The sequence below is a fragment of the Bradyrhizobium sp. BTAi1 genome (assembly GCF_000015165.1).
Lineage (GTDB): Bacteria > Pseudomonadota > Alphaproteobacteria > Rhizobiales > Xanthobacteraceae > Bradyrhizobium > Bradyrhizobium denitrificans.
In genome coordinates, this window is record NC_009485.1 from 7,771,589 (window position 1) to 7,798,553 (window position 26,965).

Here is a 26,965-nt window from a genome sequence, read left to right on the forward strand (position 1 = left end):
CGCCCCCTTTAGAGTAAGAGTGCGGACAGGTTTGCCGTGACGGGTTGAGGGCTGGAGGAGAGGCCTCCGGCGCCCGTCGCGGAGACCCGCGATGTCCAGAAAGACCGCAAGCGCTCGCGCCGGCTCAGACCGGGCGAACCTCTATGACGAGATCACCGACAAAATCGTCGCCGAGCTAGAAGCCGGCCGCGTCCCATGGGTGCAGCCTTGGGGGACGGCGGCGGTAAAGGCGCCGCTCGCCATGCCGAGGAATGCCGCCACCGGCCGGCAATACTCAGGCATCAATGTGCTGATCCTTTGGGGCGCCGTGATCGAACACGGTTATGCCGCACAGACCTGGCTCACCTTCCGCCAGGCGCTCGCACTAGGCGGCAATGTCCGCAAGGGCGAGCACGGCACGACCGTCGTCTACGCTGACCGCTTCGTGCCCGACGATGAAAAACGCCGCGCACGTGAAACCGGCGAGGAAGCCCAGGCGATCCCGTTCCTGAAGCGGTTCACGGTGTTCAACGCCGCCCAGTGCGAAAACCTCGCCGATGACGTTGCCGTTGCTGCGCCGCCTCCGCCGCCCGGATTGATCGAGCCCAGAGTCGAGGCGCTCATCCGCGCAACCGGCATCGACTTCCGTATCGGCGGCAACCGCGCCTTCTACGCGCCGGGGCCCGATTTCGTCATGGTCCCGCCGCCGCAGGCCTATTTCGAACCCATCAACTGGCATCGCACGGCCCTGCACGAACTGGGGCATGCCACAGGTCACGCCTCGCGAGTCGGCCGCGACCTGTCCGGCTCGTATGGCACGAAGAAATACGCGTTCGAAGAACTGGTCGCCGAGATGAACGCTGCCTTCTGTTGCGCATCGCTCGGCATCGTACCGACCGTGCGGCACGCCGATTACATCGGTTCGTGGCTCGAAGTGCTGCGCGAAGACAATCGCGCCATTGTCCGTGCCGCGTCCCAGGCAAGCAAGGCGGCGGATTGGCTGCTCGGTCTAGTGCCGGCCGACAGCACCGAACTGCAGGCGGAGCCTTCGACTGACAGGAGGGCGGCATGATCCTCCTCACGCCCGAGCTGCGCGAGCAACTCCTCGCCAACGGCCGTGATCGCGACGTCGATCACGTTCCTGTCGTCAAGTTTTTCAACCCGCTCGGCGAAGGCGTCTGGCTCGCGACCGAGCTTGACGCGGACGGCGACACCCTGTTCGGCCTCGCCGATCTCGGTGAGCCCGAGCTGGGCTCATTCAGCCTCGCCGAAATGATCGCGGTCAGGCTTCCGCTCGGTCTCGGCATCGAACGCGACATTCTCTTCGAGGGACTGTTTCCGATCTCGGTCTGGGCCGAAACGGCGCGGCGAACCGGCAGCATCCGGGAAGCCGAGCGCGTACTTCACGCCGTCCATCGATCCAAGCAAGAGGACGGCTGATGCTCGTCCGTCACGGGCAACGGCTAACGCTGTACGAGCACGCGCGCGGCCCGCCTCGCAAAAAGCGCCTCGAGCGCGAATGCTCTGGGACCCTTGAAGCGCTTTCGATGGCGAAATGCCATCCTACGTCATAGCCTCTTTCAAGGACTGCCCAAGACTTATCAAATTCCCCTCGCTGTCGTGAAACCAGCAGCCAAGTTCCGCTGATCCCTTGCTGGGATAGTTGCCGGCGACGTGCGCTATGCCATCGATGGTCTTTAGCCGGCCGCTTTCATACTCGAGAAAGTTGACGCCGCGACGCTTGAGCTCATCGACGACGGAGCGGACGTCGTCAACGGTGATCGCGAGCTGTGTAAAGTCTCCGGCCGATCGGCCGCTTGAGAGGAATATCGAAAACTCACTCGCACCGATACAATAGCGCAGGCCACCGGGGCGTTCCTCCGTTGGCCTCACGCCGAGCTTTTCCAGATACCATCGTCGCGCGCGGTCGAGATCCTGTGCCGGGAGGCGCGTTGCTGCGCTGAGGTATTTCTCTTCCACGGCCAACATCATTCCTCCGCCCGATGTACAGGAAGCCCCTCGATTTGCTCCAGCAGCATCGCAATCTTGGCGGGCTCCGTGAGCATCGCGTCATGTCCCGCCGGCCGTGCGTCAATCATCTCAATCCCAAGAGCCATGGCGTGCTCCGCCTGTTCGGGAATGAGATCTGAAGTCCGAATGTACGCCCTTGGCAAACGGTTGAGAGCCCTCGCAGAGAAGTGGAGGGATTGCGCAAACGTGCGCCACGGTTGCCCCACCAAACGACTGGCCAAGATCACTGCCATCTCCCTATCGAACGATCCAAGTTTCTCGATAGGGATCATCGGAGCGATGCGGTCCTCGACGACCAGCGCTTCGATATCATGTATCGGCGCGAGATCGGCGAAGGATCGCCCATTCGCGCCCACAAAGGCGTCGAGATACACGATCCGCTCTATCCTATCCGGCACACGGTCTGCCACCCCTGTAATCACAAGCCCTCCATAGCTGTGGCCCACCAGCGTTACATCGCGAATGTCCTCTCGAATTATGAGATTGTGCACGTCCTCGATATGGGCATCGAGATCGACGTGAGCGCAAGGTTCGTCGATTGCCATGCCGGATAGTGTCGGCGCCCAAGTTCTGTGACCTCGATCGTCAGCAAGTTGTCGAACCGTCGCCCAACACCAACCGCCGTGCCAAGCACCGTGGACAAACACGAACCGCCGAGATCTGCTCGCGTAAGACATCCTCACCACAATAGGTCGACAAGACGCAGCTTCAAATTGGCTTGCCGCGTCTCACCGACGCCTCCATCGCGGCCCACGGCTGCCGCCCGTCAAGAACGCGAGCCTATCCCCGGCCGCGCGGCCCCCTTCGCAAGCAGCGCCGCGATCGATCATTTCTATACCCGGGTATAGTTGCAATATACCCCTATGGGTATGTATGAAACCCGCGGCGCGCATTGAAGACCAGCAATAATTCACGCTCCGGAATCCAGCCCTGCAAAGGCTGGATTTTTCATTGGCACAGCAAGGGATCGCTATGAACCCGCGACCTAGCGGTCAGGCCGACGATTGCGACAGCAGACGCTCGACGTCTGCACTCGTCTATCGCCGGCTCGGCCACGCTCAGGGCGACGACACGATTGTCGAGAGCCGCGCGAACCACTTCGCGCTGCTTTGATGCGTGCCGCCTCCTGAGCCAGGCATCAGGAGGCAGGAATGACCTACCAATTTTTCAGCGCACGCCTGCGCGGCGCCAGCTCATCGGAGATCCGCCCGCGTCTCGCACTGGCGCGCCGGCGTCTCGGGTGCGGGTGGCGCCAACAACCAAGCTGAGCGCTGCGCTCCATGCGGCGGGCGCCACGGTCGCTCGCCGTCGATACCTAACCCCATACATCAACGCCCATTGGGAAGGCGCTCCTCGTGCTGGCAGACCCGGAAAATCAACGCGACAATCACGCGCGCGCCGCAGTGCTCGATGAAGCGCATATCGGCGACATCAAGGGCGCATTCGGCTCGATCCAACGCGGCGACGAACTGCCGCGCGCGAGCCTCAAAGCCCGCCTCACGACCCTACTGGCTATCATTGGGCCGGGTCTGATCGTCATGGTCGGCGACAACGATGCCGGCGCCTTCGGTACCTACACGCAGGCTGGCCAAGTCTATGGCACGCGCCTGTTGTGGGTACTGCTGGTTCTCGTACCTGTGCTCTACGTCAATCAGGAGATGGTGCTGCGGCTCGGCGTGGTGACCGGCGTCGGTCACGCGCGGCTCATTCTCGAACGCTTCGGCAAGTTCTGGGGCGCCTTCAGCGTCATCGACCTCTTCATCCTGAACGCCCTCACCATCGTCACCGAGTTCATCGGCATCAGTCTGGGCATGGATTACCTGGGCATCCCGAAGATGTTCGGCGTGCCGATCTCCGCGGTACTGATTGTCGCCGCAGCCAGCACAGGGTCGTTCAAGCGTTTTGAGCAAGTCTGCATGGCGCTGGTGGCGGGATCGCTCCTGCTCGTGCCGATCTTTGTGATGGCTCACCCAAGCGGCGGACAGATGCTGCACGATTTCGTCGTTCCCGGCCTGCCGAAGGGCTCGGACCTGTCGGCCGTGGTGCTGCTGATCATCGCCATCATCGGCACCACCATCGCGCCTTGGCAGCTCTTCTTCCAGCAGTCCTACCTGATCGACAAGCGCATCACGCCGCGCTTCATGAACTATGAGCGCACCGACCTGTGGATCGGCATCGCCATCGTGATCATAGGCGCTGCGGCGATCATCGCCTTCACCGCCGCGACCTTCGCCGGCCATCCGGAATTCGGCAATTTCACCGACGCCGAAGGGGTCGCCCAGGGGCTGCAGAAGTATGTTGGCCACGTCGCCGGCGTGCTCTTCGCACTGGCCCTGATTGACGCCTCGATCATCGGCGCCGCGGCTGTGGGGCTTGCGACATCTTATGCCCTGGGCGACGTGCTGGGGCTGAAGCACTCGCTGCATCGTAAGATCTCCGATGCAAAGGGCTTCTACGCCGTCTTTGCCGGTATCCTGTTCGTATCGGCGATTGTCGTTCTGGTCCCCGGTAGTCCGCTAGGCCTGCTGACCGTCGGCGTGCAAGTGTTGGCCGGCGTTCTGTTGCCCTCGGCGACAGTGTTCCTGCTGCTCCTCTGCAACGACACCGAGGTGGTGGGTCCGTGGGTGAATGGACTCTTCGCCAACCTCTTCACATCCGCAGTCATCGCCGTCTTGGTCGTGCTGTCCCTGGTGCTGACCGCCAGCGTGCTGTTCCCCGACATCAGCGCCCAAACCATCATCCTGATCCTGGAGATCGGCGCAGCGGTTTCCGCGGTCAGCGCCGCAGCTTTCTTCACCTACCGGCGCCTGCATCCCGCGGCGCCCAAGGTCGCCGTCGACACCAGCCTCCGCGCTACCTGGCGGATGGCCCCGCTGGCGCTCCTTAAGGCGCCGCAGCTCTCCGCCGAGGTGCGGATCGGTCTGACTGTCCTCCGCACCTATCTGTTGATCGCGATGATCCTGGTGATCGTTCGTGTCGTGGAGGTTGCCCTTGGCCACTGACCCTGCCGTCACCAGCCTTCTCGCCAAGGCATTCCACCGGGCTCATCCTGTTGAAGAGGTTTGCCATGACTCCTAACGCCACCGATGCCCCTCATGCGCCCGTCCACGAGACGGTCTCCCTGGTCTCCATGTTCAAGCATGGCGTCGTGGACGCCAACGGCGCCCCGGCCGGCCGCCTGGAAGACGTTGTCGCCGTCTTGCGGGACAATGACTATCCACTGCTGAAAGGCCTCCTGGTCGGCAGCGGCCCGGTATTCGTGCCGATGGCGGACGTCATCGAGATCAAGCCCGATGGCGCTGTGCGGATCGCGGCGGGAGAACGACGACCCTTCTCACAAGAGGCTGGGGAAACGCTGCTGAAGGCCGAGATGCTCGGCCGGCGTCTGGTCGATCTGCCGCGCGGCGTGTTGGTCAAGGCGCACGACGTGCGCTTCGACGCAACCCCGTCGGGTTGGCGCATGGTCAGCGTGGACGTGCACAAGCATAGCTGGCTGCACTTCGGCTCGCATGAGCACCACCCGGCCCGGGACTGGCACGACTTCCTGCCGCTCACCCGCGACGCAGCGCAGGCCAGATCTACATCATCGCTCGGCCGCATCGAGGCGCTGAAGCCGGCTCAGATCGCCGATATTATTGAACGCGCTCCGAGCCAAGAGCAGGATGTCTTGCTGGCTTTGGTGCATACGGATCCCAGCCTGGAAGCCAATGTCTTCGAGGAGTTGGACGATGACAAGCAGGCGCAACTGCTGAAATCGCGCAACGACGACGAGGTGGCCGACGTACTGTCGCGCATGCGCGCCGACGACGCGGCCGACGCGATCATGGAGTTGCCGCAGGAACGCCGACAGAACGTGCTCGATCGTCTCCCGACGGCGACGAAGATGAAGGTCAGCATGCTGCTCGGCTTTAATTCGGCGACGGCGGGCGGCCTGATGGGCGCCGATTTCCTCGCCGTGCCGGAGGATCGCACGATCGGCGATGCGCTTGAGCAACTGCGAACACTGACAACCGTGCAGCCCGAGGCCTTGGTGACGATTCACAGCCTGAATGCGGACGGCGCCTTGGCCGGAACGCTAAGCGTTGTGCGCGCCCTGCAACTTAGTCCCTCGACGTTACTTCGCGACGCAGTCGACGCGCGCGCAATCGTCGCATCGCCTGATGACGACATCATTGCGGTCACCACGCGGATGGCTGACTTCAACTTGTTGAGCTTGCCGGTTGTTGATGCCGAGGGGAAATTGCTGGGGTTGGTGACCGTAGACGACGCGCTGGAAGCCGCCATCCCGCAGGACTGGGCCCGGCGCGAGGGGGCAAGTGGCTCGCCGCAACGCCGACTGGGATGATGTCCGACACCCACGGATTCCAGCCCAACGAGACGACCATCCTCGTCTTCCTCCATGCTGCGGGCCACCGCCCTACATGAATGGCTCATGACCCCCACTGTCGCCCAGGACGTATCCACACGCACCCGCGAACCCCAGCATTGGGCGGCGCTCGGCGCGCTAGGCATCGTCTATGGCGATCTCGGCACCAGCCCGCTCTACACTCTCCAGACCGTCGTCCAAGCAACCGGCGGACATTTCACGACCGCCAGCGCGCTAGGCATCCTGTCGCTGCTCGTCTGGACCCTGATCATCACCATTTCGATCAAATATTGTCTGTTCGTCATGCGCGCCGACAACCATGGGGAAGGCGGAATCCTTGCCCTGATGTCGCTGGTCGGCGCCAACAGATTCAAAGGGACCGCCAAAATCCTGGCCGTCATGGGCCTGCTCGGCGCGGCCTTGCTCTATGGCGACGGCGTCATCACGCCGGCCATCTCGGTGCTCAGCGCGCTCGAAGGTGTCAATGTCGTGACGGGTTCGCTCAAGCCCTTCGTCATGCCGGCGGCCGTCGCCATCCTGATTGTCTTCTTCGCAGCCCAGCGGTTCGGCACGGCTAGAATTGGCGCCGCCTTCGGCCCGATCATGCTGCTCTGGTTTCTTGTTATCGCGGTCCTTGGGCTCACCGGGATCGTTCGCAATCCCAGCGTCCTCACCGCCCTCGATCCGCGTCACGCAATCGGCTTCCTGGCCCATAGCGGAGGAAACGGGATGCTGGTGCTCGGCGGCGTCTTCCTCTGCATCACCGGGGGCGAGGCGCTTTACGCCGACATGGGACACTTCGGGCCCGGCCCCATACGCCTGTCCTGGTACGCGATCGTGCTGCCGTCGCTGCTGCTCAGCTACGCCGGACAGACCGCCTTGCTCATCCAGAAGGGTACGATCGAAGGCAATCCGTTCTTTCAGCTTTGCCCCACATGGGGAGTCTATCCGCTTGTGTTCCTGGCGATGATTGCCACCATCATCGCCAGCCAGTCGATCATCACGGGTTCGTTCTCGATGACACGGCAGGCGATGCAACTCGGCTGGCTGCCCGGCTTTCATATTCGCCAGACGTCCGACAAAGTTTACGGCCAGATCTACGTGCCCGTCGTAAACTGGATGATGATGGTAGCGACCATCGGGATCACCATCGCCTTCGGCAGTTCCGACAGGCTTGCCGGCGCCTACGGCACGGCGGTGTCGACAACGATGCTGCTGACCACCTGCCTGCTCTTCACGGCTATGCGGAAAACATGGCGTTGGCCGCTCGCGGTTTCGATCCTAATCGCCGGACTCTTCCTGATCGTCGATGTCGGGTTCTTTGGCGCCAATCTGCTGAAGATCGCCGAAGGCGGCTGGCTGCCCCTGACCTTCGGCGCGCTCGTCTTCTTCCTGATGCTGACCTGGCGGTCGGGGATCGATGCGGTTCGCGAGAGCCTGGCGCAAGCGTCGGAAGCACCCGAAAGATTTGTCGCTGACTTGGCCGCCGGCAAGGTGCCCCGTGTCCCCGGCACGGCGATCTTCCTGACCCGGACCTATCAGAAAATCCCGCCGCTGCTGATCGACCACGTCAAACACATGGGCGCCCTCCATCAGTCGGTAATCGCCTTGACGATTCTGTTCGAGGAATCGCCGCGCATCGATGATGAGGAGCGCTGTGGCGTAGAAAAGATTGCCGACGGGATCTGGCGCGTGACGATGCGCTTTGGCTTCGTCGAAATACCAGACCTCACCGCCGCTCTGAAGCGGGTTAAGGGTCTCGATCCGTCGATCGATCTCGATCACGCCATTTATTTCGCGACACGCGATATTATCGTTGCAAGGGCCGGAAGCTCGCTGTTTGCGCATTGGCGTCTTCCAGTGTTCGCCTTTCTTTATCGCAATGCCGTAAAGGTGGTTGATCGCTTCAGCTTGCCGCCCGACCGCGTCGTGGAAATCGCGCGGCAGATCGAGTTGTAAGTCATCCCCGTCAAGTGCTCAGACAAGACAGTCCCGCCGTCGATGCAGCGAAGAAGGAGGTGGACACACCTCTATTCTGCTAAGCTTGCGGCATGACACAGTCGCGCTCTCCCCTCTGGCCAGGCGTGCCACTGGCGCTCATATCGGCAGTGCTCTTCGGTGCCTCGGCGCCATTCGCGAAGCTCTTGCTCGGCTCGATGCCGCCGCAGCTCCTCGCCGGACTGCTCTATCTCGGGGCCGGCATCGGTCTGGTGGCCATCATCGCTAGCAGAGCAGCCTTCGGCGCTCCGGCTCCGGAGGCGCCCCTACGGCGCCATGACCTCCCCTGGCTCGCGGCCGTCGTCCTATGCGGCGGGGTAGCCGGACCGCTCCTCTTGATGTTGGGGTTGGCGCGTACGTCCGCCGCCTCCGGGTCCCTACTACTGAACTTGGAAGGGCTCGCGACCATGGCGATCGCGTGGGTCGTGTTCCGGGAAAACGTGGATCGGCGGCTAATGCTGGGCGCCTTCGCCATCCTTGCGGGAGCGGCGATCCTCGCGTGGAATGGAACAGGTGTACGCATCGACGCGGGCGGTGCCTTTATCGCCGTCGCGTGCCTAGCGTGGGGCATCGACAATAATCTGACGCGCAAACTGTCTTTGGCCGATCCGGTGATCACGGCGGCCATCAAGGGTATCGCGGCCGGCAGTACGAACGTCGCCTTGGCGATGGTGCTTGGCGCGCATCTGCCGACGCCGACCACGATCGCGGCCGCGGCCGCCGTCGGCTTCCTCGGCGTCGGTGTAAGCCTCGTTCTTTTCATGCTTGCGCTTCGCAACCTCGGAGCCGCACGCACCGGCGCCTACTTCTCGCTGGCGCCTTTCATTGGGGCGATCATCGCCGTGGTTCTGCTAGGCGAGCCTTTGACGATCCAATTGATCGCCGCCGGAATGCTGATGATGGTGGGGCTCTGGCTTCACCTCGCGGAGCGGCATGAGCATGAGCATCTACACGATGCCCTAGCGCACGAGCATGTGCACGTGCACGACGAGCACCACCAACATGAGCATGATGGTCTGGTAACAGAACCGCATTCGCATTGGCATCGGCACGCACCCTTGCGCCACGGTCACGCCCATTACCCCGACCTGCATCATCGGCATACGCACGTCCAGGCAAAATGACTGTTCCCGACGACAGTCATCGGCGGTGAGACTTGGGTCTGGCCGGGAAGGCTGCGGCGATGTCCGGGGCGAAAACCCATAAGAGGAAGAGGGCTGCGCCGGTCTTCGCGGCGGGTTGAAAGCCGAGAGAGAGTCTTTCGGCGCCCGTCGCGGAGTAAGTCCCGATGGCCAGTGCCGTTCAGAAGATCACCCTGTCGTCCTCGCGCGACATCCCCCTCAACAAGCTCATCCTCTCCCAGTCGAATGTCCGGCGCGTGAAGGCCGGCGTCTCGATCGAGGATCTCGCGGCGGATATCGCCCGTCGCGGCTGCCTGCTCCAGAGCCTCAATGTCCGCCCGGTTCTTGATGAGGAGGGCGTCGAGACAGGTATGTTCGAAGTGCCTGCCGGTGGCCGGCGCTTCCAGGCGTTGCAGCTCCTCGTCAAGCAGAAGCGCCTTACCAAGACCGCGCCCGTGCCCTGCGTAGTCCGCGATCCCTCCACCAAGATCCTCGCCGAGGACGACTCGCTGGCTGAGAACGTCCAGCGCGTGCCGCTATTAGGTTCTGTGCTCGAACTGTCCTGTTAGAGTCGTGTGGCTGTCATCGTTATGGTTCATATGCGTGGGGCATTTTGAGGAGGGCACGTAGACGTCCGAGTCAAGCGTTCCCGCAGCGTAGCGAGGACAATGCTTGACGCGGCGGCGACACCACAAACTAGTCAAATGGTTGCAGGCGAAGTCCTGCAACCCTGCCACGTGGCGAACGGGAGAGCGCGAGGGGAACCCCTCGCATTCTAAACAAAAGAGTGCGCCGCAGGCGCTCCGCTTAATAACAGCTGGTTCGGGAAGCTGTCTTCTTTGTTGCTGTACAGGGAGTTGCGCCGAGCTCGGCGTCTTTTGCCGTTTCGGACGGCGAGGACCAAAGAGGACAGTATGGCGCGGATCATCAAGGCGGCGATGGGCTATGCCGCAATCCCGGCAGGCTTTCCGATTCTGGTGTCGGAGCGGATGGCGATCATCGAGCCGGCGTTTGCCTGGCTGATGGAGTTGGCGACCATACCGGGCCGCAGCCATGCGGCTGAAACGATTCGGACCTACGGCGAGCACCTGCATGACTGGTTCGACAGCCTGGAGCAATCCGGGCTCAATTGGCGCGGGGTCGGCGAGGCGGAGATTGCGGCCTGGCGCAACCGCATGCTCTCACAGCCGAGCCCGCATACGAAGCGGCCATACGCGCGGTCGACGGTGAATGATCGGGTTCGCACGGTCTGCCGGTTTTATGCCTGGGCGCAGGGACGCGGCTGGATCGAGGCCTTGCCGTTCCACTTTGTCGACGTGCGGGTGGGCTCTGGTCGGCGACAAGCGTTCCTTGCGCATGTCGATGCGCGTCCCGGTGTCGTGGCGGCAAACATCCTGACTGTTGCCGAGCATGAGCGCTTGCCGCGACCGTTGCGGGTCGATCAGTTGCGTCGGGTCTTCGCCCTGTTGGAGATGCCCTACCGCCTGATGGCGGAATGGGCGCTGGCGACGGGATTGCGGCGCAAGGAGCTTTGCGGCTTGGCTGTCTTCCAGGTCCCGGAGACAGCACATCTTGATGACGAGGATCATCCGCTAGTCGGCGTGCCCTTGACGATCACCAAGGGCGACAAGCCTCGCACGATCTACCCGCCGATCCGCTTGGTTGACCGCACGCAGCGCTATATCGACGAAGTGCGCACGCCGCAGGTACGGGCGTTGCGTCGCCAACGGTCAAATTATCGGTCGCCATCGGCGCTCTTCCTCAATCTTCAGGGGAATGCCGTCAGCAAGACGCGATTGACTGCGGTGTTTGCGGAAGCCTTCCGGGCTGCCGGTGTGGCGGGTTCATTGCATTGGTTGCGCCATACCTTTGCGATGACGATGCTGGTGCGATTACAGCGACAGGCATCGATCACGCCTGACCTCAATCCGCTGAAGATCGTCCAGGTCTTGCTGGGGCACAGTTCGATCCAGAGCACGGCGATCTACCTGCGCTGCGTCGAGCTCAATGCCCGGGAACTCGCCGACAGCATCGACTATCTCTATGGCGAGTTGATCCCCGATGGCCGGTAAGCGTGAGCGTATCGACCGGCGTCTATCGGCTGCGTCAGCGAAGGTGCTGGAGCAGCCGGCCGATGCCATTGCCGTCTTCCGCGACGGTTGGGGCGAGGTCGCAAAGCGCTACGATCTCGGCAAGCTTGGGTTGCCGACAGACGTTACGATGCTTCTGGCGGACGCCTTCCGCAATCATCATGCCGCATCGAGCTCCGAAACGCACCGTCATTGCTGGATGGCACTGCGTGTCTTCGCCCGTTTTGCGGTCGAGGACGGGCATGTTCTTTCTGCCGGGGATCTGACCACCGCAATGGTCGGGCGCTATATCGCCTGGCTGGATCGACAGATCGCGGGACAGACGAACAAGCCCTGGTCAAAGGGGGCGCGGGCGAATGTGCTGATGCAGCTTCGCCAGATGATCGACTGGACGAAGCGCCGGCATCCGTCGCGGCTGCCGTCCCGGATCGACTTCCCCTGGCGGGTCTGGCCGAACCGGACTGCCGACACCCGACCGCGTCTTGGCGGGGAGGATCTCAAGGCGATCCTACGCGCGTGCTATGAAGAACTCGACGAGGCGTGGGATCGCTTCGACACGGGGCGGACCATCCTCGCGACGAGCGGCCCGGCTGATGGCGTCGATCCCGAGCTTTGCGACATGGTCCGGGCGCTTGCTCGGGTGAATGACGGGGTGCTTCCATCGCGGACGCTTGCGATCCGCAGCCAGGTCAACATATCGGCGGTCAGCCGCCATGGCGGGCTTCGTCATCTTGGCGGTTATCTTCACTTGACCGGCGAAACGGTCGTCGCGTTCTTCATCGCCATTGCGATCCAAACGGCGGGCAATCCGGATGCGCTGCGGCTGATAACGCGCGATTGCCAAGTGGCGCATCCGCTCGACGAGCATCGCATCATCGTCGAATGGGCCAAGCCCCGGGCCGGTGCCAAGGTGAAGCGAGCGCAGCGGCGGTCCTTCGATCGCCGTCGGCGACATGCTGCGCCGAACCTGATCGACCGGTTGCTGGCGATGACGGCGCCGCTCGTCTCCCGGGCCAGCCGGCAGGACCGCAATCGCCTGTTCCTGGTCAAGAGCGAGAAGAAGGACGCGGTCACGCTCATTGCGGAGGCGACCTTGTCGCACGCCCTGAAGCCGTTCATCAAACGCTCCAATGCCCGGATCGCCATCTGGAACAAGGCTGCACCGGAGCGGGCACGTCAGCTCTTGCCGGACTTTGCCGCCGTTCTGCTGCGCGGCAGCGTCGCCACCGAATATTACAAGGCGTCTGGCGGCGACATCGTCGCGACACAGGATGTGCTCAACCATGCCCGCGCCGACACGACCGAGCTTTACATCAAGGGGCCGCAGACGCGCCGCATCCAGCGCGAGACAATCGCCCGATTGCAGGAGCTGATGCTCGGCTGGATCGTCGGCGCGAAGGCGAACTGCGAGAATCGGGCGCAGCGCGACCGGATTGCGCTGGCGAGCAATGCGACGGTTCCGTTCAGTCATGATTGCCTCAACCCGCTCGCGGGCACAGCACCAGACTCGATAGCAGGTCGGGTCTGCCGGCACTTCGGCGGATGCCTGCGCTGCCCGGGACTGGTCATCCCGATCGATGCGGAGCACATGGCGCGCATCCTTCAGGCGATCGGCGAACTGGAGCGCGCGCGTGAACGCATTGATCCGCGCCGCTTCGAGCTCCTGTATGCGCCGAGCCTGCGCATCTTGGTCGACGACATCCTGCCGGACTTCCCGCAAACACTGCGAGGTGATGCCGAACAACGAATGCTGGCTCTCGCACGGCTTCCGGCGCTGGAGTGAGCGATGACGGCTTCCACGGCGCGCAATCTTGTCGCCGCCGTCAGGCCGGCGCTTCGGATATCGGCGCGGTCCGTATGGTCCGATCAGGTCTGGCATCTCGACGGTCATCGTCCTGGCAGCAACCGCAGCGACTTCTCGCTCGACTGGGGTTTTGTTCTTGCTGACGACAGCCGGTTCAGTGATCCGCGATGGGCTGACTGGCGAGAGGCGGCGAAGCTGTTCCTATGGAGTCTGAAGCTCGATCCGCCTCCTGGGTACCGCAACGCTCATGAATCGACGATCGTCTCCGTCTTCAATAGGTTGCGGATGCTGATCCGCTGGATGGCGGCGCAGGGATATCGGTGCTTTGCCGATCTCGACCGCGACGCCTGCGACCGGTTCATGACGGTGATGGCGCAGCGTCCGGGCCACAAGCCTGGCAGTACGCTGAAGAGCACGACACTGGGAAACCATGCCAATCTGCTGACGCGCCTTTATCTGCAGGGAGCAAAGTTCCCGGAGATCGCAATCGCCGATCCATTCCCGGGGATCGCGCCGCCGTTCGTTCGCCGCGACCGGGGGTGGCTGCCTTATACGCCGGACGCGATCGCCGTGCCCCTGGTCTCGGCGGCGCTGCGGCTGATCGGGACGCCGGCCGACGACGTCATCGCTCTGCAGGCCCAGGCGCAGTCCGTCTATGACCATGCGCTCGCTAACGGGATCAGCCAGACCAAGGCCGGCTTCATCGTGACTGACGCGATCGCGCCGTTCACCTTCGCGACACTGCCTGGTGAGGAAACTGCCTGGCATGAAGCGCCCGTCACCAGCACCAAGCAGGTGCGCAATCTCGCCGATCGCATTTACGACGCCTGCTTTGTGGTGGTCAGCTATCTGGTCGGCGCCCGGATCTCGGAGATCCTCGGCCTTCAGGTCGGCTGCATCGAGCAGCATCCTGCCGACGACGGCAGCGAGAGCTTCGCCTATCTCGTCGGGCGGATTTACAAGACGGCGCGTGGCATCGATGGCGAAGCCCATCGCTGGGTTGCGCCGGCACCCGTCGAGCGGGCTGTCGTAGTCATGGAGCGGCTGACCGCCCGTCTTCGGGCCCAAAGCGGACGAGACGATCTCTTTCTGGCGATGGCTAGCAACGGCCTTATTGGTCCTGCGGCCCGCATCAACCTCCCCGTCGGCTCCACGATCATAAGGCGGCTGAATGATCTGTTTGCGCTGTTCATCGGCCTGCCGGACCACGAGGGCGAGCCCTGGCATCTGAACACGCATCAGGGCCGCAAGACGTTTGCCCGCTTCGTCGGCAAACGCGACCGGACCGGCCTGTATGCGCTTCAGGCCCACTTCGGTCATGTGACCCGGGCCATGACTGATCGCGGCTACGTCGGGACCGACTTCGCGCTCGACGACCTGATCGACCGGCATGCCCGGGAAGAAACCCGCGCCGCTCTCGAAGAAGTGCTGACGGCAACCGCCCTCGCGGGCAAGGGCGGACGGATGATCGCCGCCCGCTCCCAGTTCCGCGGGCGCACGCGCGACGGCGATGTCCAGGCCTATGTCTCCTTCCTGATGGAGGAGACTGATCTGCGGCTCGGCGTCTGCGATTGGGGCTATTGCGTCTACCGCGTCGAAACGGCTGCCTGCTTCGGCGATGAGAAAGGCCCCAACCCCGTTCTGAGGACCGAAAGTACGTGTCTCGCCTGCGCCAACTTCGCCGTCACCGCCAGGCACAGGCCTGTCTGGCAGGCCCGCCGCGATCGCAATACGGATCTTCTCGGCCATCCCGGCCTGGACCCGGTCAGCCGGCAACTCGCCGAAACCCGGATTGCCGAATGCGATCGCATCCTTGGTGAACTCGACCATGCAAAGGATGTTCGCCATGGCGCGTAAGACCAGCAAAATGCCGGCCCTCACGCCTGCCGAAAAGCGCCTGCGCAACACCCACTGCAAGCTGCGGGATGCTCTGGAGCGGCTGGTGAAGGGGCTGCCCACACACCCGGACCTGCAAAAGCGATCCTACCGCCTGACCGTCGCGACGCTCGCACGCGAAGCGCGCGTCGGCCGCAATGCGATCTACGCCAATCATCGATCGATCATCGACGAATTACGCCGCGCCAGTGATCGCAAGGTCGTTCCCGAGAAGCTCGCAGCCTGGGAAGACAAACTCGCCCAGCAGCGCGCTCTGATCCAGGTCTTGCAGATCGAGGAGCGGCGTATGGTGACGGAAAATGCCGTCCTGCTGAAGCGCATCCTCGACGCCGAAACGGAGGTTGAGCGGCAGAAGCGTCATAATGCCCGCCTGATCGCCGAACGCGATCGCGCCGTGAAACCAGTGCCGCTCACTCGCGGGCCAAAATCCTGACGTCGTCTACGACTGCCGGTTTGTGTCGGTGCGGTCGCCGAAGGACAATCGTCGCCCCATCTATTGCCTGCGACAATCATGCGCGGCATGATCTGCGGCATGCTTGACCCCTTCGATCCAGACAGCTTCATTGTGCGCGCCGAGGTTCATATCCTCGGCATCGAGCCCAAGATCAGCCGCATCCTCGAACTGCCAATCACTCTCAACCTAGCCCAACTCCACGAGGTGCTGCAGGCCGCCTTTGGCTGGACCGACAGCCATCTGCATCAGTTCAATATTGGCGGTCTCATCTACGGAGCTCCAGAGTTCGATGACGACGGTCTGTCCGACAGCAGGATCTTCGAGGCGACCGAGGTCAGGATGATCGACCTTCACTTTCCCGACGATCCCAGCGAAAACCCTCTCGCGATCCTCTACGAATACGACTTCGGCGACAATTGGCGTCATCTGCTGCGCTTGGAGCGCGTCGCGCGCGAGGAGAGTGCCCAATATCCTCGCTGTATCGCCGCCGCACGCTCAGGACCCCCCGAAGACGCTGGTGGGCCTTCAGGCTATGCCGACTTCCTCGAGGCCTGGCTCGACCCCGACCATGAAGAACATAAAGCGATGCAACGATGGGCTGGCCGCAAGTTCCACCCGGAGTCCTGCAATCTCGACGACATCAACAAGGCTATCGCCAAAGCACTACACGCATCAAAGGACGACTATCGCTTCCGTCGAGAAAGCCATCGTGATTGACACCAACCGGCTGCGCTTCAGTGCCAAAGAGACACCCAAAACGCAAGGCGCAGCCAAGAAGACTAAAGAATCAACGTCATCCAGCTAACAGGACACTTGACGCATAACCTAAGCGCTGCACCCGCTCGATCAATTCCGCGCCTTCCAGACCCTGCGCGACAAGGGCCTATGCGACGAAGACATCGCGGCCGCCTATTTCGTCGGCGTCAATGTCGTCAAGCAGCGCCTGCGCATCGCCGCGGTGTCGGAGAAGCTTCTCGACATCTATGCCGAGGATGGCATGTCGCTCGAGCAGCTCATGGCGTTCACCGTGACAACGGACCATGCGCGCCAGCTCCAGGTCTGGGACGCGCTCCAGCGGTCCTACAGCCAGGAGCCTTATCAGATCCGGCGCATGCTGACGGAGAAAACCGTCCGCGCGTCGGATCGCCGCGTGCTGTTCGTCGGCATCGGCGCCTACGAGAACGCGGGCGGTGTCGTCATGCGCGATCTCTTCCAGCAGGACGACGGTGGCTGGCTTGAAAATATCGGGCTTCTCGAAACCCTTGTCGCCGAAAAACTGAAGACCGACGCGGAACATATCGCCACCGAGGGCTGGAAATGGATCGAGGTCGCAGTGGACTTCCCCTACGGTCACGACCACGGCCTGCGCGAGCTCGACGGCATACCGGCCGATCTCACCGACGACGAACGTGCCACGCGTGAAGCGCTGCGCACCGAGTTCGATCAGCTTCAGGCGCAATACGAAGATGCCGACGAACTGCCCGACGAGGTCGACCAGCGCCTCAGCGAGATCGAAACCGCGCTTGAGGCGTTCGAGTCGCGACCGCACGTCTTCGATCCGGCCGACATCTCCCGGGCCGGGGTGTTTGTCAGCATCGCTCACGACGGCCAGCTCCAGGTCGATCGTGGCTATGTTCGCCCCGAGGATGAAGCTCCAGTCGTCGAGCCCGGTCAGGAAGACCGCGACGATCTCGAGCAGGTTAGGATCGACAACGACACGTCGCCGGTTCAGCGTGTCGTCATCACCATCGGCGGCCAGGCCGAGCCGGAAGACGATGAGGACGACGTCGTTAAGCCGTTGCCGGATCGGCTGCTTAGCGAACTGACCGCGTACCGCACGCTGGCGCTGCGGGATGCCGTGGCGAACAATCCGCATGTCGCGATGACGGCGCTCCTGCACAAACTCTGCCTCGACGCCTTCCAGCACACAGCGACAGGCAACTGTCTCGAAGCGTCGGTGCGGCACGTGTTCTTCTCGATCCAGTCTGCCGACCTCAAGGAAAGCCCGTCCGCCAAGGCGGTCACCGAACGGCACGATGCCTGGAAGGCCGACATGCCGAAGGATGAAGCCGCGCTCTGGGATTGGCTCGCCGCACTGGACGACGCCAGCCGGGCCGCACTGCTGGCGCACTGCGTCTCTTTCGGCGTCAACGCGCTCTACGAGAAAGGCGATCGCTATGGCGGTCCCGGTCTCTCCGTTCACGGCGTCCAACATCGTCTCGCCCAGGCTGACCGCCTCGCACGGGCCGTCGGGCTCGACATGGTCGACGCCGGTTGGCGGCCAACGGTCGAGAATTATCTCGGCCGCGTCACCAAGCCTCGTATCCTCGAAGCGGTGCGCGAGGCGAACGGCGAGCAGTCGGCGCAGCTCATCGACCATCTGAAGAAGGCGGACATGGCGAAGGAGGCCGAACGGCTGCTCAACGGCACCGGCTGGCTGCCCGAGCCGCTCCGGTCTTCCGAAGCGACGACTGCCGACATCGGCGATGCCGACGCCAACGGCGGCGAAGAGGAAGCACTGCCCGCCTTTCTCGCCGACGGTGAAGACACAGCCAGCGAAGACGAGACCGACGCGCCAGTCGTGATCGCCGCCGAGTAACGCCCAGGAGCGGGGCGGCATGAGTCGCCCCGCTTACTTCTCTCCATCGAATTCCCTCCGCCCGGCCATCGCGCTGGGCGATTTCGTTTCAGGAGGCCATCATGGCTGATTTCTTCACGCACTTCTCATGCGTGCTCGATGTCGGCACGCCCGACAACGCGGCGCGCGCGCTCGAACTCTATAATGCGCTGATGGAAGAGAACGCCCGGGAAGACCCGCCCTCGGATGCTTTTCTGCTCTCCATCCAGCCCGAACACGGCGGCGCCGTGCTGTGGATCCGTGATGATGTCACGGGCGATCCGCAAACAGTCATCACCTTCGTCCTTCGTTGTGCGGAGATCTTCGATCTCAAGGGTCGCTGGGGTTTTCAATGGGCCAACACATGCTCCCGGCCCCGCATCGACGCCTTCAGCGGCGGGGCCCATTGTCTCGATCTCGCCACCCGCGAGACGATCGCATGGACCGACACGCGCGGCTGGCTCGCGCGGACTTTGTCGCCGGGCCGCGGAAAGCGCGGTGCGCGATGAGCATTCCCGATCACGCGCGCGCCAACTTTCAGACGCTGCTCCACGCTGCGGCAGACGGCAACCTCGCCCTCATGGAATGTGCCGATGCAGCGACCGGCGAGACCCGTTACGTCATCTGCGCCGTCGGACGCGATGGCGCGGATTTCCTGTTCACGCCCTTTGGCCACCTAGCCGATGGCAATCCCTACGACGCCTATGTGCCGCCGTCTGAGAACCTATCGGACGAATCAGCCTCCTGACACCCCGCGTCGTGACCTGTCTGGACGCGGCGGCCCGTCGGTCAACGGGCAAGCCGTTTCCGCATCGCGCGCGATGCGTGACCGCCAGGCCTTGACCGCATCCCGGTCGCCAGCCCCGTCGCAACGGAGATCAGGAGGCGGTCTACAATGTACAGGGTTCTCAACAAGCATCACGCAGGCGTGCCGGCGAGCGCCGTCTATGTCGGGCGCGGCTCGAAATGGGGCAATCCTTTCCGAATTGGCCCCGACGGCGACCGCGCCGCCGTCATCGCGAAGTACGAGCGCTGGCTCGCAGACCAGCATCATCTCCTGCGCGCGCTCGACGAGCTTCGCGGCTGCGATCTCGTCTGCTTCTGCGCGCCGCGACCATGCCACGGCGATTTCTTGCTGCGGCTCGCGAACGCGACACGCGAAGCGCGGATCGCGTGGTGGCGCGGCGTCAAGGCTGGCGGGATGACGAGAGGGAGAGTGTGGCCGGGACGGGTTTGAGCCGGTGCGGACCAGAGAGAGCGCCGGCCGGCTCGCCCGTGTCCAGCTCTCCCGAGGTCCCTTCCCATGTCGCATCCTTCCGCAGCGGCCGATCCGACGGCCGCGCCAATCCCGTGCACTCCCACGGTAGCTCCTGCGCCACGCCTCGCCGAGGCCGCGCAGCTTCTTCTTCCCCACCTTGAGCAAGGCCGGCGCGTCGACGCCGCCATTTTGCGTGCGGCGATGGAGCAAGCCCTCGGCCGCTCCGACACGTCCGGCGCCTGGGACTGGAAGACGGCCTACGACGCCTGCGAGGCAGCATCCGTCCTGTTTCTGCGCAAATACGGCAAGCCGATTTTCCGTAAAGCCGGTTCTGCGTCGGCAGCGCTGCCGCAGTTCGTGAAGCTCGTGAGCCTTCTTCCCACCCATACGCGGCGGTCAGAGGAGAGCCAGGCGCTCCAGCAATTCTCGACGCCGATCCCGCTCGGCCTCGCCGCGCTCTGTGCCGCCGCCATCACACCTGGCGACCACGTGCTTGAACCATCAGCAGGCACCGGCCTTCTCGCCATTCTGGCGGAAATCGCCGGCGGCGCGCTCGCACTCAACGAGTTGGCCGAGGCCCGCGCCGCGTTGCTCTCCTCCCTCTTTCCGGCCGTCCCCGTGACGCGGTTCGATGCTGCGCAGATCGACGATCATCTTGGCTCCACGATCGATCCGACCGTCGTCCTTATGAACCCGCCATTCTCGGCGATGGCGAATGTCAGTGGCCGGATGGCAGATGCCGCCTACCGCCATGTGGCCTCGGCGTTGGCACGTCTCGCCGACGGCGGGCGGCTTGTCGCGATCACCGGCGCGAACTTCGGCCCGGAAACGCCGGCGTGGCGCGACGCCTTCGTCCGTCTGCAGGAGCGCGGCACTGTCGTCTTCACCGCGGCGGTCGACGGCGCAGTCTACGCGAAGCATGGCACGACAATCGACACGCGGCTGATGGTCATCGACAAGATGCCCGCGTCCGATCCGGCTCAGTTTCCAGCGTCCGCCGGCATCGCGCCGGACATCGCCACGCTGCTCGGCTGGATCACCAAGCATGTTCCCCCGCGCCGCCCGGTCGCCAGATCACTCGCCGCGCCGACCGCCGTCGGCGTCGCCACGCCTCGCAGCGTTCGCGGCTATCTCGCCCGCGCCGCCTCGCGGCAACCGGCCGCCGCGCTTGCGGACCCTGCAGGCGTTGAGCTTTCCTACGAGATCCTCGAATGGGCGCCGCCCGAGGGCGCCCGCCTCACCGATGCGCTTTATGAAGAATACGGATTGCAGTCGATCCGTATTCCCGGCTCGCAGGCGCATCCGACCAAACTCGTGCAATCGGCCGCGATGGCGTCGGTTGCACCGCCGAAGCCCTCCTATAGGCCGCATCTTCCAGTGAACCTCGTCACGGGCGGCCTGCTATCCGACGCGCAGCTCGAGAGCGTCATTTACGCCGGCGAAGCGCACGGCGATTTCCTCGCCGGCGCATGGACCGTGGACGAAACCTTCGATCTCGTCACCGCCGCACGCGACGACGCCGAGACGTCCGTACGCTTCCGTCGCGGCTGGTTCCTCGGCGATGGCACCGGCGCCGGCAAGGGCCGCCAAGTCGCCGGCATCCTGCTCGACAATTGGCTGAAGGGTCGTCGGCGTGCGCTGTGGATCAGCAAGTCCGACAAGCTGATCGAGGATGCGCAGCGCGACTGGTCGGCGCTCGGCATGGAACGTCTGCTCGTCACGCCGCTCTCTCGATTCCGCCAGGGCACGCCGATCCGCCTCGCAGAAGGCATCCTATTTACGACCTACGCGACGCTACGCACCGATGAGCGCGGCGAGAAGCTTTCGCGTGTCCGGCAGATCGTCGAATGGTTGGGGGCCGATTTCGACGGAGTGATCATTTTCGACGAGTCTCATGCCATGCAGAATGCCGCGGGCGGCAAGGGCGAACGCGGCGACCAGGCACCCTCGCAGCAGGGGCGCGCCGGCCTACGGCTGCAGCACGCGCTGCCGAATGCGCGGGTTGTCTACGTCTCCGCGACAGGCGCCACCACCGTTCACAATCTTGCATATGCCCAGCGCCTTGGCCTCTGGGGCGGTGAGGACTTTCCGTTCGCGACACGCGCCGAGTTTGTCGAGGCGATCGAAGACGGTGGTGTCGCGGCGATGGAGGTCCTGGCGCGCGACCTTCGCGCACTCGGCCTCTATGCCGCCCGTTCGCTCTCCTATGAGGGCGTCGAATACGAGTTGATCGAACACGAGCTCACGCCGGAGCAAATCCGCATCTACGATGCCTATGCCGGCGCTTTCTCGATCATCCACAACAACCTCGATGCCGCGATGCAGGCCGCCAACATCACCGGTGACAGCGGCACGCTGAACGCGCAGGCGAAATCCGCCGCGCGCTCGGCGTTCGAGTCGGCCAAGCAGCGCTTCTTCGGCCACCTGCTCACCTCGATGAAAACGCCCTCGCTGGTCCGCTCGATAGAGCGCGATCTCGAGGCCGGCCACGCATCCGTGGTCCAGATCGTCTCGACCGGCGAAGCGCTGATGGAGCGCCGGCTCGCGGAGATCCCGACTGAGGATTGGGGCGACGTCCAGGTCGACATCACACCGCGTGAGTATGTGTTGGACTATCTTGCCCACTCCTTTCCGGTGCAGCTCTACGAGCCCTTCACCGACTCGGAAGGCAATCTCTCGTCGCGGCCGGTCTTTCGCGACGGCCAGCCGGTCGAAAGCCGCGAAGCGGTTACCCGCCGCGACCGGCTGATCGAGAAGCTCGCCTCGTTGCCGCCTGTGCCCGGCGCGCTCGATCAGATCGTGCAGCGCTTTGGCACGGACATGGTCGCCGAAGTGACAGGACGCTCGCGCCGCGTCATCCGCAAGGGCGATCGGCTGATGGTCGAGAACCGCGCGGCTTCGGCGAACCTTGCAGAAACCGCGGCTTTCATGGACGACGCCAAGCGCATTCTGGTGTTCTCCGAGGCCGGCGGCACGGGGCGCTCCTACCACGCCGAACTGTCGGCGCGGAACCACCGGCTGAGGGTTCACTACCTCCTCGAACCCGGATGGAAGGCGGACGCCGCCATCCAAGGCCTGGGTCGCACGAACCGCACCAACCAGGCGCAGCCACCGCTCTTCCGCCCGATCGCGACCAATGTGAAGGCCGAAAAGCGTTTCCTGAGCACGATCGCCCGCCGTCTCGATACGCTCGGAGCGATCACGCGCGGACAGCGTCAGACCGGCGGCCAGAACCTGTTCCGGCCTGAAGACAATCTCGAAAGTCATTACGGCCGCGATGCGCTCCGTCAGCTCTACATGCTGCTGGCGCGTGGCAAGGTCGAAGGCTGCTCGCTTCAGACCTTCGAGGATTCCACGGGTCTGAAGCTGATGGATGCGAACGGCATCAAGGACGAACTGCCGCCGATTACCACCTTCCTCAATCGTCTGCTGGCGCTGACCATCGACCTGCAGAACGTCCTCTTCACCGCGTTCGAACAGTTGCTCACCGCCCGCATCGAAGGGGCGATCGCATCCGGCAGCTATGACGCGGGCCTCGAGACGCTGCGCGCCGAGAGCTTCGTCATCACGGATCGAAGCGTCATTTACAGCCATCCCGCGACCGGCGCCGAGACGCGATTGCTCACCATCACCGAGCGCAGACGCAACCTTCCGGTGACGCTGGCGGAAGCCTTCGATCGTCTCTCCGATCCGCGCGCGGTGCTCTTGATCAACGAGCGATCGGGACGCGCCGCCGTTCAGGTCCCGGCGCCGAGCCTCATGCTCGACGACGGCGAGATTGAACGGCGGGTACGGCTGATCCGGCCGATGGAGCATCACAGCCTTCCGCTGAAGACAATGGCGGAAAGCCATTGGATGGAGGCCAACCGTGAGCGCTTCGCGGAGGCTTGGCACGTCGAACTCGGCGAAGTTTCCGATTTCACCGACAGCACCATCCATGTGGTGGCAGGCTTGCTCCTCCCGATCTGGAAGCGGCTGCCGAACGAGTCGACCCGGGTTTACCGACTCCAGACCGATACGGGTGAGCGCATCATTGGCCGCAAGGTTTCGGCCGCCTGGGCGGCGAACGCGCTGGCGGCCGACACGCCGACCCTGACGCCTGACATGGCGTTCGGCGCACTGATGGAGGGGCGAACCATCCTCGACCTCGCCGAGGGCCTGCAGCTTCGCCGTGTTCGCGTCATGGGCGCCAACCGCATCGAGCTGTCGGGATTCGACGACACGATGCGCGACCGGCTGAAAGCCTATGGCCTCTTCCACGAGATCATTTCCTGGAAGCTGCGCATGTTCGTGCCGACCGATGCGAGCGGCGTCGAAACACTCAATCGCGTGCTCGATCGCTATCCGGTCGAGCGCGTCGGCGAACGGGAGGCCGCGTGATGCCGCGCGACGCTTCCGACCTGGCACGCCGGCTCGCGCGCGACGCGGAGACGGTGTGCCGTCACTATCTTTCCAATGGCCGCCGCGAAGGTCGTTATTGGCAGGTTGGCGATGCCCGCAACACACCCGGTCGATCCATGTTCGTTCGGTTGAAGGAGTCATCGAAAGGACCAGCCGGCAAGTGGACCGATGCCGCAACAGGCGAACATGGCGATCTCCTCGACATCATCCGCGAGAGCTGCGGCCTCGTCGACTTCCACGATGTTGCTGACGAAGCGCGCCGCTTCTTGAACCTGCCGCGCAGCGAACAGGAGCCTTCGCCAAACTCGGCCAGACCACCTGCGCAGACTGGCTCGCCGGAGGCCGCACGGCGGCTCTTTGCGATGTCGCAGCCGATGATGCGCACACTCGCAGAGACGTATCTCCGTAATCGCGGCATTACGCCTTTGCACGAAGCCGGCGCATTGCGATTCCACCCGCGCTGCTACTATCGCCCGGATGATTACTCGCCGACCGAAATTTGGCCAGCGATGATCGCACGTGTGACCGACCTTGATGGGCGCATCACCGGCGCGCACCGCACCTGGCTCAATCCCGCCGGCTTCGATCTCGTCCGTCTCGGCAAGGCGCCGATCGATACGCCACGGCGCGCGATGGGCGATCTTCTCGGCAACGCCGTCCGTTTCGGTGTGGCCACCGATGTGCTCGCGGCCGGCGAAGGCATTGAGACCATGCTGTCGCTGCGCTGCGTGTTGCCGACCTTGCCGATGGCCGCTGCGCTCTCGGCCAATCACCTCGCAGCCTTGTTGCTTCCGCCGACGCTGCGCCGGCTCTATATCGCTCGCGACAACGATGCGGCCGGCGACGGGGCCGCGATCGCGTTGACCGAGCGGGCCCGCTCGGCCGGGGTCGAGGCGATCACCTGGACCCCGAGGCGGGGCGACTTCAACGAGGATCTGCGCGGCATCGGCGTCGACGTGCTGGCAGCAGCCTTGCGGATCGAACTTATCCCGCAGGACGTCGCGCGCTTCATGCACGTTGACGCCGCCGAGACGGGATGAAGGGCGACGGTTCGCGTGTCGCCATGGTTGGTCTGGTGAGGCCCCGCAAGCCGGAAAGAGTCCGCACCCTGGCCTTCTAGAGGGCGATCGGACCAGAAGCGCCCCGGTCCAGCAACCTCAAGGGCCGACTATTTTCCGTCGGCGGCGAAGCCGCCTTTACAGCGCGAGACAAAATAGCCGGCCCCTTCGGTCCTCCGCTGCGCTTCGGCCGCGGCGCGAGGGCGCCGCGGTGCAAGCCCGTTCCGCTCCCGGTCCAGTGATCGCCACGAAGGCCGCGATGGGCGCGGCCGATCCGGCAAAGGACCTCACCATGACGACCGACCATGACGACATCGACTTCGAACCGCCGCACAGCTCATCCCCGACCGATCACGTCCTCAACGAGCTTCAGCTCTACGGCTACCGTCCCTTCCAGGGCGAACCCGACCCGAGGCCGCTTCCCGAAGGCAATGTCGTGGCCGGCGCCGTCGTCGACATCTTCGACGCCCTGATCTCGACTCTGGGTGAAACGCGCCTTGAGCCGGACCTCGAGGATCTGCTCTGGTCAACGGTCAATCTCTTCCACCGCGCCGTCGATCGCATCGAGCGCGAACTCGACGATAACGAACAGGCGCAGCGGCGCAGCCAGCGCGAGCAGAACGGCTCGGAAGTGAAATCGGTCGAGCTCGAACGCCTGACGGCCGAGGGCATCACGCTGATCGAGCGCCGCAACAGCATGGAGCTCTTCCGCGACCAGGCCGCCGAACACTTCGAGACGCACACCGGCACACCCTGGCGTCCCCGGTCAGGATCGCTGATCAATCATCGCGCGCTCACCGCAGCGATGATCGACAGCCGCGACTTTCTGGCTGCGAAGCGTCGGGCCGAGACCGAGGTCATGCTGCCGCCTGGTCCGAAGATCGCGCTCACCGGCGGGCTCGACTTCAACGACCATCGCATGATCTGGGATCGACTCGACAAAGTCCACGCCAAGCATCCCGACATGGTGTTGCTGCATGGCGGGTCGCCGAAAGGCGCGGAGCTCATCGCCGCCAAATGGGCGAGCAATCGCAACGTGCCGCAGATCGCCTTCAAGCCGGACTGGACGAAGCACGCGAAGGCGGCTCCGTTCAAGCGCAACGACGCGATGCTGGCGGTCCTGCCGATCGGCGTCCTGCACTTCCCGGGCACCGGCATCCAGGACAACCTCGCCGACAAGGCACGCAAGCTCGGCATTCCGGTCTGGAAGCACGACGAAGGCGGCGCGTAAGCGCCGCCACTTACGGCATCAGGTATCGAGCAGCTCCGGCCGAAACAGCCGGCGCCGGCTGATGATCTTGCCGGCGACCATGAATACCCCATCGCCGGTGTAATGCAGCGTCTCCGGATGCCTCGGCGACTTGGCGACATGCGCCTTCACCACTTCGAAAACGAAGAAATTATATTTGTCGACCAGCGCATCATCGACAAGACGGCATTCAAAATTTGCGTGACACTCGACAATCAGCGGCGCCTTCACGCGCGTTGCCGATTGCGCCGTGAGCCCGAACCTCTCGAACTTATCGACCTCAGCGCCCGTCGTGTTGCCAACGCCGACCACGGTGTCGATCAACGTCGTGGTCGGGAGATTGATCACGCACTCACGGCTCTTGCAGACCAGGTCAAAGCTGTAGTTTGCGCCGGCGATGACGCAACCGATGAGTGACGGTGTAAACTCCATCATCGTGTGCCACCCCATCGTCATGATGTTTCGCCTGTCATCCAGCGCTGACGACACCATCACGATTGGCCCAGGCTCAAGGTAGCGCCGAACCTGAGAGACCGGAAAATCAAGCTTTTCTGAGCGTCTCGCCATCGTTCCTCCTGCGGTCGGGTCAGGCCCCTGGCACGGTCGCGGACACCGCCGATGTCTGGTGGGACGGGTTTCCTCT

22 protein-coding genes are annotated in these 26,965 nt (G+C 63.8%); 19 read left to right on the forward strand and 3 right to left on the reverse strand.

Translation table 11 applies throughout. The features are described 5' to 3' along the window. The first annotated feature begins 91 nt into the window (after positions 1 to 91). The gene (locus tag BBTA_RS34605) at positions 92 to 1,051 is read left to right on the forward strand and encodes an ArdC family protein (RefSeq protein ID WP_012047158.1); all 960 of its coding nucleotides are present in this window, start codon (positions 92 to 94) and stop codon (positions 1,049 to 1,051) included. After that, entirely contained in the window at positions 1,048 to 1,419 is a 372-nt protein-coding gene (locus BBTA_RS34610) for a DUF2958 domain-containing protein (protein ID WP_012047159.1), read from the forward strand. The genes BBTA_RS34605 and BBTA_RS34610 overlap by 4 nt, the downstream gene beginning before the upstream one ends. Before the next feature lie 123 nt (positions 1,420 to 1,542). Here BBTA_RS34610 and BBTA_RS34615 read toward each other — a convergent pair whose 3' ends face one another. Together BBTA_RS34615 and BBTA_RS34620 are read right to left on the reverse strand one after the other, a co-directional pair. Next, positions 1,543 to 1,968, reverse strand: coding sequence for a VOC family protein (locus BBTA_RS34615; protein ID WP_004624779.1), 426 nt, complete (start codon positions 1,966 to 1,968; stop codon positions 1,543 to 1,545). Beyond that, on the reverse strand, positions 1,968 to 2,687 hold the full coding sequence (locus BBTA_RS34620) for an alpha/beta fold hydrolase (RefSeq protein ID WP_004624783.1): 720 nt from the start codon (positions 2,685 to 2,687) through the stop codon (positions 1,968 to 1,970). Before BBTA_RS34620 ends, BBTA_RS34615 begins: the two co-directional genes overlap by 1 nt. Before the next feature lie 678 nt (positions 2,688 to 3,365). Between BBTA_RS34620 and BBTA_RS34625 the strand changes: the two genes are divergently transcribed. The 17 genes from BBTA_RS34625 to BBTA_RS34705 all read left to right on the forward strand — a co-directional run bounded on the left by BBTA_RS34625 (position 3,366) and on the right by BBTA_RS34705 (position 26,304). Then, entirely contained in the window at positions 3,366 to 5,012 is a 1,647-nt protein-coding gene (locus BBTA_RS34625) for an Nramp family divalent metal transporter (protein WP_004624787.1), read from the forward strand. A 65-nt stretch (positions 5,013 to 5,077) separates the two neighbouring features. Continuing rightward, entirely contained in the window at positions 5,078 to 6,355 is a 1,278-nt protein-coding gene (locus BBTA_RS34630; protein ID WP_004624788.1) for a magnesium transporter MgtE N-terminal domain-containing protein, read from the forward strand. 54 nt (positions 6,356 to 6,409) lie between these two features. Beyond that, positions 6,410 to 8,335: a potassium transporter Kup gene (locus tag BBTA_RS34635; RefSeq protein WP_004624790.1), complete on the forward strand. Its 1,926-nt coding sequence runs from the start codon at positions 6,410 to 6,412 to the stop codon at positions 8,333 to 8,335. A gap of 92 nt (positions 8,336 to 8,427) precedes the next feature. Then, positions 8,428 to 9,498, forward strand: coding sequence for a DMT family transporter (locus BBTA_RS34640; RefSeq protein WP_012047163.1), 1,071 nt, complete (start codon positions 8,428 to 8,430; stop codon positions 9,496 to 9,498). A 164-nt stretch (positions 9,499 to 9,662) separates the two neighbouring features. Beyond that, positions 9,663 to 10,064: a ParB/Srx family N-terminal domain-containing protein gene (locus BBTA_RS34645; protein ID WP_012047164.1), complete on the forward strand. Its 402-nt coding sequence runs from the start codon at positions 9,663 to 9,665 to the stop codon at positions 10,062 to 10,064. Positions 10,065 to 10,409: 345 nt separating this feature from the next. Further along, complete coding sequence (locus tag BBTA_RS34650) at positions 10,410 to 11,567, forward strand: tyrosine-type recombinase/integrase (RefSeq protein WP_011931087.1); 1,158 nt, start codon at positions 10,410 to 10,412, stop codon at positions 11,565 to 11,567. Continuing rightward, positions 11,557 to 13,368, forward strand: coding sequence for a hypothetical protein (locus BBTA_RS34655; RefSeq protein ID WP_011931088.1), 1,812 nt, complete (start codon positions 11,557 to 11,559; stop codon positions 13,366 to 13,368). The genes BBTA_RS34650 and BBTA_RS34655 overlap by 11 nt, the downstream gene beginning before the upstream one ends. Positions 13,369 to 13,371: 3 nt before the next feature. Continuing rightward, positions 13,372 to 15,246, forward strand: a complete 1,875-nt coding sequence (locus BBTA_RS34660; RefSeq protein ID WP_011931089.1) for an integrase — start codon at positions 13,372 to 13,374, stop codon at positions 15,244 to 15,246. Beyond that, entirely contained in the window at positions 15,206 to 15,718 is a 513-nt protein-coding gene (locus tag BBTA_RS34665; RefSeq protein ID WP_244424522.1) for a hypothetical protein, read from the forward strand. Before BBTA_RS34660 ends, BBTA_RS34665 begins: the two co-directional genes overlap by 41 nt. A gap of 87 nt (positions 15,719 to 15,805) precedes the next feature. Then, positions 15,806 to 16,456, forward strand: coding sequence for a plasmid pRiA4b ORF-3 family protein (locus BBTA_RS34670; protein WP_041751295.1), 651 nt, complete (start codon positions 15,806 to 15,808; stop codon positions 16,454 to 16,456). Positions 16,457 to 16,697: 241 nt separating this feature from the next. After that, positions 16,698 to 18,338 carry a hypothetical protein gene (locus BBTA_RS34675; RefSeq protein ID WP_012047165.1) on the forward strand — a complete coding sequence of 547 codons (1,641 nt, stop codon included), beginning with the start codon at positions 16,698 to 16,700 and terminating at the stop codon, positions 18,336 to 18,338. Positions 18,339 to 18,439: 101 nt separating this feature from the next. Next, positions 18,440 to 18,865 (forward strand): hypothetical protein, encoded by a 426-nt coding sequence (locus tag BBTA_RS34680; protein ID WP_012047166.1) that lies wholly within the window; start codon positions 18,440 to 18,442, stop codon positions 18,863 to 18,865. Next, entirely contained in the window at positions 18,862 to 19,104 is a 243-nt protein-coding gene (locus BBTA_RS34685; RefSeq protein ID WP_012047167.1) for a DUF6117 family protein, read from the forward strand. The genes BBTA_RS34680 and BBTA_RS34685 overlap by 4 nt, the downstream gene beginning before the upstream one ends. 147 nt (positions 19,105 to 19,251) lie before the next feature. Further along, a complete protein-coding gene (locus tag BBTA_RS34690) occupies positions 19,252 to 19,593 on the forward strand; it encodes a DUF4326 domain-containing protein (RefSeq protein WP_012047168.1) in 342 nt (113 codons plus the stop codon). A 66-nt stretch (positions 19,594 to 19,659) separates the two neighbouring features. Further along, positions 19,660 to 23,994, forward strand: a complete 4,335-nt coding sequence (locus BBTA_RS34695; RefSeq protein WP_012047169.1) for a strawberry notch family protein — start codon at positions 19,660 to 19,662, stop codon at positions 23,992 to 23,994. Next, entirely contained in the window at positions 23,994 to 25,055 is a 1,062-nt protein-coding gene (locus BBTA_RS34700; RefSeq protein ID WP_041751085.1) for a toprim domain-containing protein, read from the forward strand. The genes BBTA_RS34695 and BBTA_RS34700 overlap by 1 nt, the downstream gene beginning before the upstream one ends. Positions 25,056 to 25,365: 310 nt before the next feature. Next, entirely contained in the window at positions 25,366 to 26,304 is a 939-nt protein-coding gene (locus BBTA_RS34705; RefSeq protein ID WP_041751752.1) for a DUF2493 domain-containing protein, read from the forward strand. A gap of 18 nt (positions 26,305 to 26,322) precedes the next feature. On the opposite strand, the gene BBTA_RS34710 is transcribed toward BBTA_RS34705, so the two are convergent. Beyond that, on the reverse strand, positions 26,323 to 26,889 hold the full coding sequence (locus BBTA_RS34710) for a flavin reductase family protein (RefSeq protein WP_012047172.1): 567 nt from the start codon (positions 26,887 to 26,889) through the stop codon (positions 26,323 to 26,325). Positions 26,890 to 26,965 lie beyond the last annotated feature (76 nt).